Origin of the sequence: Pedobacter fastidiosus (assembly GCF_014306625.1) — a bacterium.
GTDB classification, from domain to species: domain Bacteria; phylum Bacteroidota; class Bacteroidia; order Sphingobacteriales; family Sphingobacteriaceae; genus Pedobacter; species Pedobacter fastidiosus.
In genome coordinates, this window is the sequence record NZ_JACRYL010000004.1 from 87,851 (window position 1) to 102,144 (window position 14,294).

The following is a 14,294-nucleotide window of genomic DNA, read 5'->3' on the forward strand; positions in this document are numbered from 1 at the left end:
CCTTTGGAACAAAATTAAATATTATGAATAAAACTTGGTGGAAAATTTTAGGTTCAGTGCTGGTCATTTATACTGCAATAGCAGGATTATTGCTTGGTGTGCCTCGTTTGCCTATTTTAAATGAAACAATCAGGAATTTGTATTTCCATGTTCCAATGTGGTTCGCAATGATTGTGCTCTTTTCAATCTCCGTATTTTACAGCATAAAATCATTAAGTAGCAAAAGTGAAATTGATGATATTAAAGCTGTAGAAAGTGTGAACGCAGGGATTATTTTTGGAATTTTAGGATTAGTTACCGGTGCAATTTGGGCTAAATATACTTGGGGCCAATTTTGGAGTTTTGATCCCAAACAGAATTTCGCAGCCATTTCAATTCTTCTCTACTTTGCCTATTTAATTCTTCGCAATGCGATAGATGAAGAACAGAAAAGAGCAAAGATTTCGGCCATTTACAATATTTTTGCTTTCCCAATGATGGTGGTTTTACTTTTCGTTTTACCACGTCTAAAAGATTCTTTACACCCAGGGAACGGTGGTAATCCTGGCTTTAACAGCTACGATTTGGATAGCAGAATGCGGATGGTTTTTTATCCAGCTTGCTTGGGTTGGATTTTAATTGGTTTTTGGGTTTATACCATCCGTTTCAGAATCCGCACCATCGAAAATAAACAACAACAGAACTAAAATAAAACCGTCGCGATTTTCAAAATCACAAAGTGAAATGAATAAATCAAGACCTTTAAAATAATTATATAAAGATGAAAAAGTTACTTTTCTCCCTGATATTAACAATGGCGACCATGCAATTATTCGCACAAAACAATGGTGTAGAAATGGCCGATGCGTTGCGTAGTAATGGCAAAATTTACGTTGTTGTGATCTGTATTGTTATAATTCTTGTCGGTTTACTGTCTTATCTATTCTCATTAGATAAAAGATTAAAAAAAATCGAAAAAGAAAACTTACCTAAAAACTAAGTTTAGGCTGTTTAAAGCTATTTTTATACTTAAAATAGATTGGTGTTGGCTTTACACTAAGTGTTTTTTCATTTGGATATATGCGTTTTTTTTAGGCAATTTTGCGGCATACTAAATTCATAAAAAATAAATAATGGCTAATCTAGCAGACGAGAACAAGTTTTTTGCAGATGTATGCAAGAACTTTGACAGTGCGGCTCAATTCACCAATCATCCCGATGGTTTATTGAACCAGATTAAAGCGTGTAACAGTGTATATCGTTTCCAATTCCCAATTCGCCGAGGAAACGGTTTTGAAGTAATTGATGCTTGGCGTGTAGAACACTCGCATCACATGAGCCCAACCAAAGGCGGTATTCGCTACAGCGAAATGGTTAACGAGGATGAAGTTATGGCGCTTGCAGCCTTAATGACATACAAATGTGCCATTGTAAACGTTCCTTTCGGTGGTGCAAAAGGCGGTATCAAAATCAACACGAAACAATATAGTGTTGCTGAGTTAGAAACCATCACTCGTCGTTATACGACAGAATTAATAAAGAAAAATTTTATCGGTCCCGGTATTGATGTTCCTGCTCCTGATTATGGATCTGGTGAACGTGAAATGAGCTGGATTGCAGATACTTACATGACTATGAATCCTGGTCAGTTGGATGCTTTAGGTTGCGTAACAGGTAAACCAATTGCTTTACATGGTATCCGCGGTCGTAAAGAAGCTACTGGTCGTGGCGTTGCTTATGCCGTACGCGAATGTGTTGATGTTGCTGAAGATATGGCGAAAATTGGCTTAAAAGCTGGTTTGGGAGATAAAAGAGTAATTGTTCAAGGTTTAGGTAATGTAGGTTATCATTCGGCAAAATTCTTAGCAGAATTCGGTGCAACCATAGTTGGCCTTTGCGAATTTGAAGGTGCAATTTACAATCCTAATGGCTTAAATGTTGATGAGGTTTTTGCACACCGTAAAAATACAGGCTCAATTTTAGGTTTCCCAGGTGCTAAAGATTTCAAAAATTCAATGGAAGGCTTAGAGCAAGATTGCGATATTATCGTTCCAGCTGCTTTAGAAAATCAATTTACAGAGCTTAATATTCGTAATGTAAAAGCAAAAATTATTGCTGAAGGTGCAAACGGACCAACTACTCCAGAAGCCGAAGCAATCTTTACCGAAATGGGCGGAATCATTATTCCAGATATGTATTGCAATGCGGGTGGGGTTACCGTTTCTTATTTCGAATGGTTAAAAAACCTTTCTCACGTAGCTTTTGGTCGTATGGAAAACCGTTATGCAGCTAACTCTAACGCAAATTTAATTGCAACTTTAGAAAACTTAACGGGCAAAACCATTCTTCCTGAACATCGTTTAATGATTGTTAAGGGTGCTTCAGAAATGGAATTGGTAAACTCAGGTTTGGAAGATACCATGATCCATTCTTATCACGAAATTCGCGAAACGTTAATGAATAAGCCAGCAACTCAAACTTTGAGAACTGCAGCATTTGTTAATTCAATCGATAAAATCGCCGTTTCTTATATGAACTTAGGTGTTTGGCCATAGTAAGCTGAAAGTCGTAAGACTAAAGCTTAAAGCAAAAAATCCTTGCAGATGTAAATTTGCAAGGATTTTTTATTTTCTTCCTTATTTGGTGATCCACCAACCAATATTAAAAAATGCTTATTAAGCCACCAAATATTTGAGTGAGTAATTTATATTTTGAAAATGGTCGGTTCTGTCTTTGTAGGAGAGGCTCGGTCCTGCTAATGCTCCAAGCACCAGAAAATGGTGGCTTTTCGCGTATATCAGGTTTATTAACAAAAGATCGTTTCAGGCATGGAGTTCTCAATTATTATTATCCACTCAAAGAATCCATTAAACTTACCTCGAAAGTGGTGGTTTTATTACCATATTAAAATTAGAATTTAATAAAGTAGTTAATCCATTCTGTGCTAAATTTAAAATCTGTACCAGCGAATTTGCATTTTCATTTGTGAAAGTTAATTCAGATTCTAACTTAATTTTATCTTTTTCTATTGCTCTTCCCCTAATTTCTAATTTTTTAAACAAATTAATTCGACTAATCAGCACATTGAAAGGTTGTTGTTTGCCCAATTTTTCGAAATTCAATTTAAAATACAAGAAATCATCTGAGGCCTCTTTTTTAACTTCCAGATTTTTATTTTTAATTGTACTCAGCTGTACATTGTTTTGATTGGCCTTAAAATAAAAAGAAGAAAATGGAATTATTGGTCCGCTTATTTTGCCTGTCGATGAATTTAAAAGGCCATACTTTTTTAAATAATTAGCCATTTCAGTAGCGTTGGCATCCATATTTATAGAAATATTCGGAACCATATTGTCCTGAAGAATCTTCTTTTCAACCCGCTCAAAATTATCATTGTATTCATAACCAACAACAGTATCTACCTGCTTTGTCGAGCTTAACCATTCAATATCAATATAATCCTTATAAAAGCTTTTTAATGTATTTGTAGATAGGGCAGGACTTTCAATCGCTGGTTCTTTCTTGGTAGAATCCGCTTTGTATTTGGCATTTATCCAAAAACTTATCGTGCTTTCCGAACTTAAAATTCTGTGCTGAGGTTTTAATGCCGGCTCAATTATTTTACTAATAAATTCACTGGTAAAATCGACTTTTCCATCAGTAAAATTCATTTTACTTAAACTCTGCTCATTTTGAAAGCATAAGTGATCAGAAATATCCGTTAAATCTGCAAACTTAGTTTCGCCAATCTTAACTGTATTTTTCTGGTTTAAAAGATCCCTTAAAATGGAGACCGATGCGTCCTTTTTTGGTGCAAATGCAAAAGCAACTTTCTTATTATCGAATAGAATAGTTAAAGTTGAATCTGTTGACTGATAAAAATTATGTTCTATTTTGGTCAATTTGGACGACAGCTTACTCTCGGCAAACTTTTGAAAAGCTACGGAATCACTTATTTTGAAAGTAGAGAAAAAGGTCGATTTATCTTTGCCTTTTAAGCCATAAAAATAAATGTTTGCAGGGATTTCCAATCCTGTTTTTAAATCTTCAATCTTTTGCTTAAAATCTTTTTTGCCCGATCCAGCATATTCTTTTGGGTGTTTAAGGTAACTTATCGCAAGTGTTTTAAACAATCCATCAACGCTAATTTTAATTACTGCATTTGTATTAGCTGGAATTAAAACATTGTTAGACTGAATCTCGCGATATTTAAAAAATGCAAAATAGGAGATCAGCAACAATACTACGATTGTTGCTGATATTATTAAAAATTTCTTCATCAGGTGCTCTTAACTTTTCTTGCCACAGAAACACAGATCTCCACGAAATTTTTTCTATCAAATCTGTGTTTATCCTTTTTATCTGTGGTTAATAGTTTAATTATTTAGTCGCGTTTTCAATTAAAGAAAACAGATACTTTAAAGCATTTTCATGCCCATTGGGAATTTCTGCACTAATTTCTCCAGAAACGACATTGCCTTTTATCGGGTTAGATTTAATGTAAAGATTTCCCATTTTACTTAGCGTGCTGTTCAATTTTTCTGCATTTTCTTCACCACCCATTTCATCAACCGGAAATTTTCCAACCATGTTTTTCGAGTTAAAGAGCAAAGTAAAATTGTTTTTGCTTAACAGGTTTTTATGTTCCTTGCTAATCGACCCTTGGTATTGGTTATTGCTAATGCTCTGCATTTCGGTTAAAGAGTTGCCAAAAAACACAATGCCATCCTTAATCATGAAGTAAATATCAATCGGACTTTTCTTTTTCTCAATTTTATAAATATTCTGATCAACCGAAACATAATTTTTATTTACGCCGTATTTAATTAGTTTATTAATCAATCTATTATCCTCTGATGAGAACATGAAAAGAAAATCAGGCAAAGTTTCCTTTTTAGTTTTGGTAACTTCCTTTCTATTATAATCATCGTCATAATCGTAAGTGGTATAAGTAACATCTTTAGTTGTAAGTCCATTAACAACTAACAGAGCATCACCTTTAATCACATTGCTTACCGCTTCTTCATCTAACAAAAGTGTAAATAAATCAGTACCTAAATCAATTTCCTCATCCATTTTACCACCTAAAAAAGAGCCGTAAGTCTGTTTTAAAAGTTTAGGAAACTCCTCCAAGTAAGCTTTAGTGTCAATAGAATAGCTTGTAAAACCGATGGCTTTTTCGCTGTTTATGTATTTCAAAAAGTTTTTATTCAACTTTCTGTTCATTATCTTCTTGTAAGAATCTGCTTGTTCCTGAGCCAATTCCAAACCTGTAGAAATGCGGAAACTAGTTTTATCCATGTAAAGTTTAGCATTTAAACTTCCGTAACCTTTCATAATTCCAGCTTTGCCATAAGTTCCAAATTCTGGCGCAATCGAATTATATGCATCTTGTAGGCTCGATACCCAAAGCTCTGCAATGGCCTTATCATCCAAACTGGCGGTATAAGATTTATTGTTTGAAATGGATTCGTATTCGCTATTAAAAATTTTGTCGGCCTGTGCATTCATCCACACAAAAGCCAATTGTTTTTTCTTAGCCTCTTGTTCTGCTCTTTCTGTTTGATAAATGTCGTATTGATCATCAACACTTGCCGTATCAACAGACATAGTGGTACCTTCAGCTGGCTCATCCATAATTGGCGCTTCTTCCACTTTAATCTTCTTAGTCTTTATAGCTTTTTTGCTCTTTTTAGGCTTTATAGCTGTTTTTTTACTTAAAGATTTTTTCTTTGTTGATTTTTTTGATCCTACTTTTTTCTGAACCTTTTCCTGTACTGCGGGAACTACAACTTCCTCTACCATAGGTTCAGCAGTTGTTACATAAGTAGTATCTGTTACAATAGTTGCACTATCTGTTAAATCATCATAATTATTTTGATAGCGAATTTCTTTAATTCCGTACTTAGCAGATTTTGTAGAATCTGCAAAGAATGTGCTTCTAATGCTTCCGGTAACAAAATAAAGTGTGTTGTCATTCCATTTTATAATGCTCGTACTGTCAGGCATAACCATTGTTTTTATCCCATTTACAGTTTTAATCTTTTCGTTTTTGTTATTAATTAAGCCTTCAAATTTTGAAGCATCTTTTAATGGAATCAAAAAGCAGTTATAAGTTATACTATCGTTTAACTGATTGAAATAGTACATATTTTTGTTCAGGTTTATCCCAAAGTCTTCAATACTTTTAAATTCTTTGTCAAGAGATTTCGAAGTTTCCGTTAATAATTTTTTGCCTAAAAAAGATTCATTAAAATCTTTAACAAACATTAATTTGAAAACATTGTCGCCTTTAATTGTAGCCACAGCAAAAGCGTTGGATGGGATTTTCTTGACTAAATCTTGAGCTTTGGCAAGATTGAAAATTAAGAATAGGGAGATCGCAAATAGAATTTTTTTCATTAGTTGTAGATGTTAAGGTGATGAAAATTGCTTAAATAAGCAGATTTCAAATTATTTAGATAGTTGTATTTGGTTGGAAACATTAATTTTTCCGTTTATTAAATCCATTATACTGCTTTTTAGCATTACCGCTTTTTTAGATTTCGATACGTTTGATGCAGGATTGCTGGTGTTTGTTACAGGAGATTCGAACCGATAGATGCTGGTGTATGTTGCAGTATTAAAGACGGCTTTATCCTGATTTTTAAGTTTGTTAAACTCTGTTTTAGCTGTGCCAACTGCCTGATATTTTCGGCTAAATGTTTTGGTTAACTTATTATAACTGTAAGATGAGGTGTTTGTTGCCTTGATTTTTTGTTGGGCTAAAATGTTCTTTGTAATGTTATTGATGTTCGAAACATCCTTAAAAGAAAAACTAATCGTGGCGATGTAATTGGTAAAATCACTAGTGCTTTTAACATTTGAGATTCCCTCAGATTTTTTAAGATAAGTCACAGCTTCATTTAATTCTTGCTGAATTTTTGTTTTGCTGGGAACTTTATAACCTTGAATGCTATCTAAGAGCATAACAGAAGCCACCTTAGTTCTGCTCTGACTTAAATTAATGGTTAGAACCACATCGCCAGTACCATCATTTTTCATGGTAATTTCTTCAATAACCTGAAAGCAAGAACTTAGGAGTGGAATAAAAAAAACGATTAGTAAAACTGCATAGAACTGCTTAAGGTTCATAATCTTTAAATTAGGTGCCGGAATGTAATTTTTAAAAGGATTATCTGATGTTTCAAACTTAAGAAATTATGAGCGCAATTTTAGCTGTCTGTTAATTATCCAAGTCTTTTTCTTAGAACCATTACAAATAGTTGCAAAACTGGTTTTAATTTATATTAAACTATCAGCTAATTGTCAATATAAAGACAAGATAAATGTAAAAGAACCATCGCTAAGCCTATTTTTCTATCTTTGTTGCCAGCTTTTACACCAATAGAGAAATGAAAAAAAGTGCCATCATTGGATTGATTACAATCGCGATTTCTGTAGGGATTTTATTCAGCTTAAATGCGAATACGGATACTTACTCTAATTTTAAACAGGCTTCTGCATCTGATAAAGAAGAGCATGTTATGGGTTATTGGGAAAAATCAAAAGGTACTTATTACGATGCTGTTAAGGATGCTAATCACTTCTCTTTCCACATGAAAGATGAAAAAGGAGAAGTTCGCGAAGTTGTTTATAGTGGTACAAAGCCTCAAGATTTTGAAAAATCTGAAAAATTAGTTCTTATTGGTAAAATGGATAAGGATAAATTTTACGCCTCAAAAATTCTAATGAAATGCCCTTCAAAATATAATGATAACCTTGTTGAAGTAAATAAAAACGGTAAGGTGGAAGAAGTGAGCAAAGACGGCGAGAAAAAAATATAAAAATTTAATGGATATTCAATTTGTAGGCGAAAACCTGTTGCCGGGTAAAATCGGGCAGTTTTTTATTGTGTTGGCGTTTTGCGCATCGTTGCTTTCAACAGTAGCGTATTTTTATGCCAGTCGCGATAAAAATTTAGAAGATAAATCTTGGCGAAACCTTGGTAGAATTGGGTTCTTAGTTAACTGGGCGAGTATAATTGGTATCGGAGCCATTTTATTCTATTTAATTTTAGGTCATTATTTTGAATATTATTATGTTCAATCTCACTCTTCAAAACAACTTCCTGTTTATTATATTATATCTGCATTTTGGGAAGGTCAAGAAGGTAGTTTTTGGCTTTGGGCTTTCTGGCAATCGTTTTTAGGCGGACTTTTAATTTGGAAAGCCAAAACTTGGGAACGTCCTGTTATGACGGTAGTGGCCTTTTCGCAAGTTTTTTTAACCTCAATGCTGTTGGGTGTAGAGATTTTCGGCGAACGCATCGGAAGTTCTCCTTTTATATTATTGAGAGATGCAATGGATTTAAAAGCACAGGCGCCAGTTGTTTTTGCTAATCCAGAAAATTATAAAAATTACCTCAAGTTTATAACTGATGGTAAAGGATTAAATCCATTATTACAAAACTATTGGATGGTTATTCACCCGCCAACCTTGTTTTTGGGTTTTGCCAGTATGGTTGTGCCTTTTGCTTATGGTATAGCTGGTTTATGGAAAAAAAGATATAAAGAATGGATTAAGCCTGCCATGCCGTGGACGCTTTTTGCGGTTATGGTATTAGGAACAGGAATTATAATGGGCTCTTTCTGGGCTTATGAAGCATTAAACTTTGGTGGTTTCTGGGCTTGGGATCCTGTAGAAAACGCATCGTTAATTCCTTGGCTTACTTTAATCGGAGCCGTGCACGTAATGATTGCTTATAAAAACACTGGTCATGCTTATTTTACTGCAATTGCATTGGTGTTTTTAAGTTTCTTGCTGGTACTTTATGCTTCTTTCTTAACCAGAAGTGGAATTCTTGGCGACACATCCGTACACTCCTTTACGGATATGGGGATGTTTGGCCACTTAATTCTTTATAACGTTGTGTTTGCTGTTTTGGCAGTTGTGCTTATCGTTGTCAGATGGAAAGAATTACCGATCACTACTAAAGATGAGGAAACTTATTCTCGCGAATTTTGGATGTTTATTGGTGCATTAGTTGTAACCATTGCTTGTATTCAGGTTATTTTCTCCACCTCAGTTCCGGTTTTCAATAGGGCTTTTGGAACAAATTTTTCTCCGCCAATTGATGCTGTAAAATATTATAATCAATGGCAAGCACCTTTTGCTGTTTTAATAACATTGATTTCTGGCTTTTCTCAATATTTAAAATATAAAAGGACCGATCCGAGAAAATTCTATAGCAGTTTAATTTCTGCAATTCTTTTCTCCGTTGTACTCACAGCGGGCTTGGTTTACATCACAGGTATTTACACCAATACCATGTATATTTTAATTACTTTTAGCTGTATGTTCGCGGTCCTTTCTAATGCCAGTGTTCTTTATCAAGCATTTGGAGGTAAGGCAAAATTGGCTGGTTCAGCGATTGCGCACATTGGTTTTGCCTTTTTAATTTTGGGGGCATTAATTTCGGCGGCTACAAACAAACCAATCTCAATTAATACCAATAATTTTATTCCAGTTAAAGATTTCGAGAAAACGGAGAAACCTGGCGAGAACATTATGTTATACAAAAACGAACCTAAAAAAATGGGTAAGTACACGGTAACTTATGTAAGCGATACCACAATCGCTCCGAACACGATATATCAGCTAAACTTTAAGGTTTATGGTGAAGATGGGAAAGTTAAAGAAGATTTTAACCTACATCCTCACGTTCAGGATAATGAAAAAATGGGCTTAATAGCTTCACCTGATACCAAACATTATTTAACTTATGATGTGTACACCCACATTACAAGCGCCGCAATAAAAAAAGAATCTCATGGTGATCATGAAGGTCATTCGGATGATGAAAATTATAAAGAACCAAGAATTGTAAAAGTTTCTGCAGGCGATACCATCCACACTTCAAGCGGGATTGTAACGGTTAAAGAATTAAATAGAAACCCGACTGCTAAAGATTTAGTATTAGCGCAAGGCGATTACGCTGTTGGTTTACCATTAGAAATTAATGCAAGCGGCAAAATTTACAATACAGAGCCAATTTTCTTAATTAAAGGAAATAATACGTTCGATTTTGCCCGGAAAGTAGAAGGTGTAGATTTGAAATTCCGTTTCTCAAAGGTACTTCCTGATGAGAAAAAGGTTGAGCTACAAATCTTTGAAAAACCTCAGCAAGCTAAAGATTGGGTGGTTTTTAAAGCCATAGAATTTCCATTCATCAACTTGTATTGGGCCGGAACAATTGTAATGGTTGTTGGATTCTTGATTTCAATTTTTAGAAGACGAAAAGAAGCTAAAACCGTATAATAAAACTGCATTTTACTACCATTGCTGTTTAATGAAATTACTTATTAAATGAAAATTGTTCTATTAGGTTCTGGAAACGTTGCTACTCATTTAGCTAAAGCTTTAATGGCTGTGGGCGAAGATGTGGTACAGGTTTATAGTCAGAATTTAGAACATGCAAAGCTTTTGGCTAATGAATTAAAAACTACTGCTATTGATCACTTAGATGAAGTTTCTTTAACTGCTGATCTTTATATTATAGCCGTGAAGGATGATGCCATTGAAAGTGTTGCCAAAAGTTTAAAAAATGTAAGCGGATTAGTGGTACATACTTCAGGTACTACCGATTTAAAGATTTTATCTTCGAATGTGAAAGATGCAGGTGTTTTTTATCCACTGCAAACCTTTTCAAAAAATAAAGCGGTTTCATTTAAAAATATCCCAATTTGTTTAGAGGCTAATTCGGATGATAACCTAAAGAGATTAAAAACATTAGCAAATAAATTAAGCAACCAGGTTTACGAACTCGATGGCGAAAAACGTAAGGTTTTGCATTTGGCAGCAGTTTTTGCTTGCAACTTTACCAATCATCTTTACGTACTTGCGAATCAGTTGTTAGAAAAAAATAATTTAGATTTTGAGATTATAAGACCACTAATTGCTGAAACCGCAGATAAGGTAATGGAAAATTTACCTGAAAATGTGCAGACTGGACCAGCCATCCGTAAGGATGAAAATACAATGAATCAGCATTTAAATATGTTGGCAGACCTGCCTGAATTGCAGGAGATTTATCAAACATTAAGTAAGAGCATTAAATTAACGCACAAATAGTTCTTTTTACGCTTTTGCTTGTTACTTTTGCAACACAATTATGAGCATTTATAAATTAAAAATAAATTTTGAAGAAGCAGATCACGAATCTATAGAATTACCTATAGCTGCAGGAGAATCTGTTTTAGATGTTTGCCTAGATAACGGAATTGATCTTCAGCACAACTGCGGTGGAGTTTGCGGTTGCAGTACTTGCCACGTTTACGTAACTAAAGGCATGGATAACATCGAAGAAATTTCTGATAAAGAAGAAGATTTTATCGATAGAGCAGTTCGCCCAAGAATTACTTCTCGCTTAGGCTGTCAGTGTGTAGTTATTAACGGCGATATCGAAGTAACTATTCCAGATCAATCAGATTTTATGGGTCACTAAAAGTCCAAAGCCTTTAGATGCAAGTCGGAAGATTGGATCGAAATTTTAACTATTACAAATTACAACATTAACAAAACATGAATAACGATAAATTTGCTTTACCCTTTTATTGGAACGATTATGAAGATATTGCAATGTCTTTATATGAGAAATTTGGTGATGATTTCAATGAAACCAAAATCTATAGAATTCGTTTTACGGAGTTGCTAGAATGGGTATTGGAATTGCCAAACTTTAAAGGAACTCGCGAAGAAAGTAGCGAAGGTCATTTGGAGCAAATTCAAACCGCTTGGTGTTACGAGTGGCGAGATAATCAGTAACCGCCCATCCCCTTAATGGGGAGCTACAGGCGAGTCGAAAATGGCAATTGCAAAAAAAAACATGGAACAGAATACTACTAATGGTTGGGGAAAGTCTCCTTTAGGAAATTTGGGGATTATTTCTACCTTCATTTTTGATGTTGATGGTGTATTAACCGACGGAAGTATTCAGGTTACAGATAATGGGGAAGGCTTGCGAACTTTCAACATTAAAGACGGTTATGCCATGCAATTAGCTGTTAAAAAAGGATATAACATCTGTATTATATCTGGTGGTGATGGAGTTGCCATGGCGAAGCGCTTCAGCAATTTAGGGATTACCGATGTTTATTTAGGGGCTGGAAATAAAGTTGATATTTTTAAGCAATATCTTATTGATAAAAATATTGTTGCTGAGGAAGTGCTTTACATGGGAGACGACGTCCCTGATTTAAATGTTATGAAATTGGTAGGCTTGCCAACTTGTCCGGCTGATGCTGTAGAAGAAATAAAAGCCGTTTCTAAATTTATATCTCCATACTTAGGTGGTAAAACCGCTGTACGCGATATTATTGAGAAGGTGATGAAAGTGCAGGGAAAATGGAATGATGCACATCCAAATGCATCTGATTCTGGTAAGTAGGAAATTCTAAATTATTTTAATTTAACAATTCTTTCTTTTTAAATTCTTCAGATTTCAGGTTTCATTGTGGGCAAGCAAAGCTCGTCAGCTTAGCGGTTGCACCACTAACAAATGGAATTACAATAGTCGAATCCATATTATTCCGCTAAAAAATAAATCTCATTTGATTAAGTTGTTTTTTACTTTGAACATTACATTAGCAACAACTAGAATTATCGTGATTTGAAGTTGTTCCACAACAAGCAATCTTGTCAGATTTATCTTCATTGGCTGTTTCACTACCACAGCAACTATTTTCTGTTGTATCGCAACAATTACCATCCTCTAATTTGTCGGCATATAAAGTGATACTGTAAATGCCTGAATTAGTTTTTCTGGATTCTGTAAGGTCTTCAGAACTTATGTACTTTAAAAGTAACTCATCAGGTAATTCAATTAATCTTTCCTTTTTAATTTGAATGTTTTTAAAGCCGACAGATTTAATTATTCCCAAATAGGTGCCTTTTTCGCTAGCTCCTGCAACACAACCTGCATACATTTCTGCAGCTGTTAAAATTCCATTAGGAATCTTTCCGCTGTAAACAATATCAGAAATACTAAAATGTCCGCCAACTTTTAAAACTCTGTGAACTTCTTTAAATGCTTTTTCTTTATCGGGTATAAGATTCATTACACAGTTGCTTATTACAACATCTGCGGTTTTATTCCCAATGGTTTGCATATTTTCAATTTCACCCAATATAAACTCTACATTTTGATAACCCAATTTCTGATTGTTCTGCAAAGCACGAATAACCATTTCAGGCGTCATATCGATTCCAATTACTCTTCCGGCTTCGCCTACAATTCTACGGGCAATAAATACGTCGTTACCTGCGCCTGATCCTAGATCAATAACGGTATCGCCCTCGTGTATATTGGCAATTTCTGTTGGAATGCCACAACCCAATGATAAATCGGCATCTTTTTGATAGTCTGTAACATTAGTATAATCCTCCGTCATAGTATTACTAAACTCGGCTGTTGTACAACAAGCTGTATCCGTTGAGCAACAACCTACCTGAATATTCCCCTTCGCAATATCACCATAGGATTTTTTGATTTCTGCTTTAATCGTTTCTGTTTTCATTTTGTATTTTTTAAGTATTTATAAGTTCGGTTACGGAGGAAAGTATTTCATTAAATTCTTCATCTGCCAATTCAAAATGCGTTTCGTTACCAATTCTTTCAATCACATTAGTGGTTTTTACCATTTCCTGATAAGTTTTATAGCAAAGCAAAGCCTGTTTCATTGCATTAACATCTGCATCATTTAATATTATGGTAACAGCAATATCCTCTTTCCTAGTTTGAATAACTCTTGGTACGCCACCATCTAAAAACATTGGTTTTTCTGTGTCGATAACAGTAAAAAAGGCTAAGCGTTTCCAAAAAACTAATTCTGGAGATCGATTATAGTATAGCCTTTTGATTATATGATGCAAGGTAATATGGTCGTGATGGCCACTTCCGCCATGAACAGGATAGGTAATTATAACTGTTGGCTGGTAATGCTTAATCCATTTTGTTACTTCATTTTCAAGTATTAAAGGATTTAATTTTGATAGATTACCATCTTCATAGTCAAGTATTGTCATTTCAGAAATGCCTAATGTTATTTGAACTTGATGCATTTCTTTTTCTCGAACCAATCCCATTTCCTCAACGGATAAGCCCAAATGATATCTTACTTTGGTTGCTCCACCTTTTGTTAATGTTAAAAGGATAACTTCATTGCCTTGTAGAATTTGTTGGTGAATTGCTCCTGCCGGACCGAATGATTCATCATCGGGGTGCGGAAAGATGTACATTATTTTCATTTATTACCTTTTCTATCGTTGGCAACATT

Annotated in this window: 14 protein-coding genes; 9 read left to right on the top strand and 5 right to left on the bottom strand. The window is 34.5% G+C overall.

Features of this window, described 5'->3' with window-relative positions:
- The first annotated feature begins 23 nt into the window (after nucleotides 1-23).
- From ccsA to H7U22_RS05460, 3 genes are all read left to right on the top strand, one after another.
- Nucleotides 24-686: a cytochrome c biogenesis protein CcsA gene (ccsA, locus tag H7U22_RS05450; RefSeq protein WP_187070336.1), complete on the top strand. Its 663-nt coding sequence runs from the start codon at nucleotides 24-26 to the stop codon at nucleotides 684-686.
- Nucleotides 687-760: 74 nt separating this feature from the next.
- Nucleotides 761-979: a CcmD family protein gene (locus H7U22_RS05455; protein ID WP_187070337.1), complete on the top strand. Its 219-nt coding sequence runs from the start codon at nucleotides 761-763 to the stop codon at nucleotides 977-979.
- Between the two features lie 133 nt (nucleotides 980-1,112).
- On the top strand, nucleotides 1,113-2,534 hold the full coding sequence (locus H7U22_RS05460; RefSeq protein WP_187070338.1) for a Glu/Leu/Phe/Val family dehydrogenase: 1,422 nt from the start codon (nucleotides 1,113-1,115) through the stop codon (nucleotides 2,532-2,534).
- Nucleotides 2,535-2,852: 318 nt separating this feature from the next.
- On the opposite strand, the gene H7U22_RS05465 is transcribed toward H7U22_RS05460, so the two are convergent.
- The 3 genes from H7U22_RS05465 to H7U22_RS05475 form a co-directional block, all read right to left on the bottom strand.
- Complete coding sequence (locus tag H7U22_RS05465) at nucleotides 2,853-4,259, bottom strand: hypothetical protein (protein WP_187070339.1); 1,407 nt, start codon at nucleotides 4,257-4,259, stop codon at nucleotides 2,853-2,855.
- 100 nt (nucleotides 4,260-4,359) lie between these two features.
- Nucleotides 4,360-6,381 carry a hypothetical protein gene (locus tag H7U22_RS05470; RefSeq protein WP_187070340.1) on the bottom strand — a complete coding sequence of 674 codons (2,022 nt, stop codon included), beginning with the start codon at nucleotides 6,379-6,381 and terminating at the stop codon, nucleotides 4,360-4,362.
- Nucleotides 6,382-6,432: 51 nt separating this feature from the next.
- On the bottom strand, nucleotides 6,433-7,113 hold the full coding sequence (locus H7U22_RS05475; protein WP_187070341.1) for a hypothetical protein: 681 nt from the start codon (nucleotides 7,111-7,113) through the stop codon (nucleotides 6,433-6,435).
- A 260-nt stretch (nucleotides 7,114-7,373) separates the two neighbouring features.
- Here H7U22_RS05475 and H7U22_RS05480 point away from each other — a divergent pair, with 260 nt between their 5' ends.
- The 6 genes from H7U22_RS05480 (at nucleotide 7,374) to H7U22_RS05505 (ending at nucleotide 12,406) form a co-directional block, all read left to right on the top strand.
- A complete protein-coding gene (locus tag H7U22_RS05480; RefSeq protein ID WP_187070342.1) occupies nucleotides 7,374-7,805 on the top strand; it encodes a cytochrome c maturation protein CcmE domain-containing protein in 432 nt (143 codons plus the stop codon).
- Nucleotides 7,806-7,812: 7 nt separating this feature from the next.
- Nucleotides 7,813-10,278 (top strand): heme lyase CcmF/NrfE family subunit, encoded by a 2,466-nt coding sequence (locus H7U22_RS05485; protein ID WP_187070343.1) that lies wholly within the window; start codon nucleotides 7,813-7,815, stop codon nucleotides 10,276-10,278.
- Nucleotides 10,279-10,326: 48 nt separating this feature from the next.
- Nucleotides 10,327-11,091, top strand: a complete 765-nt coding sequence (locus H7U22_RS05490) for a Rossmann-like and DUF2520 domain-containing protein (RefSeq protein ID WP_187070344.1) — start codon at nucleotides 10,327-10,329, stop codon at nucleotides 11,089-11,091.
- A gap of 40 nt (nucleotides 11,092-11,131) precedes the next feature.
- Nucleotides 11,132-11,464, top strand: coding sequence for a 2Fe-2S iron-sulfur cluster-binding protein (locus tag H7U22_RS05495; protein ID WP_187070345.1), 333 nt, complete (start codon nucleotides 11,132-11,134; stop codon nucleotides 11,462-11,464).
- Between the two features lie 77 nt (nucleotides 11,465-11,541).
- Nucleotides 11,542-11,784, top strand: a complete 243-nt coding sequence (iscX, locus tag H7U22_RS05500) for a Fe-S cluster assembly protein IscX (protein ID WP_187070346.1) — start codon at nucleotides 11,542-11,544, stop codon at nucleotides 11,782-11,784.
- A gap of 61 nt (nucleotides 11,785-11,845) precedes the next feature.
- Nucleotides 11,846-12,406 (top strand): KdsC family phosphatase, encoded by a 561-nt coding sequence (locus H7U22_RS05505; RefSeq protein ID WP_187070347.1) that lies wholly within the window; start codon nucleotides 11,846-11,848, stop codon nucleotides 12,404-12,406.
- A gap of 196 nt (nucleotides 12,407-12,602) precedes the next feature.
- Here H7U22_RS05505 and arsM read toward each other — a convergent pair whose 3' ends face one another.
- Together arsM and H7U22_RS05515 are read right to left on the bottom strand one after the other, a co-directional pair.
- Nucleotides 12,603-13,535, bottom strand: a complete 933-nt coding sequence (arsM, locus tag H7U22_RS05510) for an arsenite methyltransferase (protein WP_187070348.1) — start codon at nucleotides 13,533-13,535, stop codon at nucleotides 12,603-12,605.
- A gap of 10 nt (nucleotides 13,536-13,545) precedes the next feature.
- Complete coding sequence (locus H7U22_RS05515) at nucleotides 13,546-14,265, bottom strand: PIG-L deacetylase family protein (RefSeq protein ID WP_187070349.1); 720 nt, start codon at nucleotides 14,263-14,265, stop codon at nucleotides 13,546-13,548.
- Nucleotides 14,266-14,294: the final 29 nt, after the last annotated feature.

Bases quoted from the DNA above. Each gene is read 5' to 3' on its own strand.
- H7U22_RS05495 (WP_187070345.1), top strand. From the start codon at position 11,132: ATGAGCATTTATAAATTAAAAATAAATTTTGAAGAAGCAGATCACGAA.
- arsM (WP_187070348.1), bottom strand. From the start codon at position 13,535: ATGAAAACAGAAACGATTAAAGCAGAAATCAAAAAATCCTATGGTGAT.
- H7U22_RS05490 (WP_187070344.1), top strand. From the start codon at position 10,327: ATGAAAATTGTTCTATTAGGTTCTGGAAACGTTGCTACTCATTTAGCT.
- H7U22_RS05480 (WP_187070342.1), top strand. From the start codon at position 7,374: ATGAAAAAAAGTGCCATCATTGGATTGATTACAATCGCGATTTCTGTA.
- H7U22_RS05485 (WP_187070343.1), top strand. From the start codon at position 7,813: ATGGATATTCAATTTGTAGGCGAAAACCTGTTGCCGGGTAAAATCGGG.
- ccsA (WP_187070336.1), top strand. From the start codon at position 24: ATGAATAAAACTTGGTGGAAAATTTTAGGTTCAGTGCTGGTCATTTAT.
- H7U22_RS05470 (WP_187070340.1), bottom strand. From the start codon at position 6,381: ATGAAAAAAATTCTATTTGCGATCTCCCTATTCTTAATTTTCAATCTT.
- H7U22_RS05515 (WP_187070349.1), bottom strand. From the start codon at position 14,265: ATGAAAATAATGTACATCTTTCCGCACCCCGATGATGAATCATTCGGT.
- H7U22_RS05465 (WP_187070339.1), bottom strand. From the start codon at position 4,259: ATGAAGAAATTTTTAATAATATCAGCAACAATCGTAGTATTGTTGCTG.
- H7U22_RS05475 (WP_187070341.1), bottom strand. From the start codon at position 7,113: ATGAACCTTAAGCAGTTCTATGCAGTTTTACTAATCGTTTTTTTTATT.
- H7U22_RS05455 (WP_187070337.1), top strand. From the start codon at position 761: ATGAAAAAGTTACTTTTCTCCCTGATATTAACAATGGCGACCATGCAA.
- H7U22_RS05460 (WP_187070338.1), top strand. From the start codon at position 1,113: ATGGCTAATCTAGCAGACGAGAACAAGTTTTTTGCAGATGTATGCAAG.
- iscX (WP_187070346.1), top strand. From the start codon at position 11,542: ATGAATAACGATAAATTTGCTTTACCCTTTTATTGGAACGATTATGAA.
- H7U22_RS05505 (WP_187070347.1), top strand. From the start codon at position 11,846: ATGGAACAGAATACTACTAATGGTTGGGGAAAGTCTCCTTTAGGAAAT.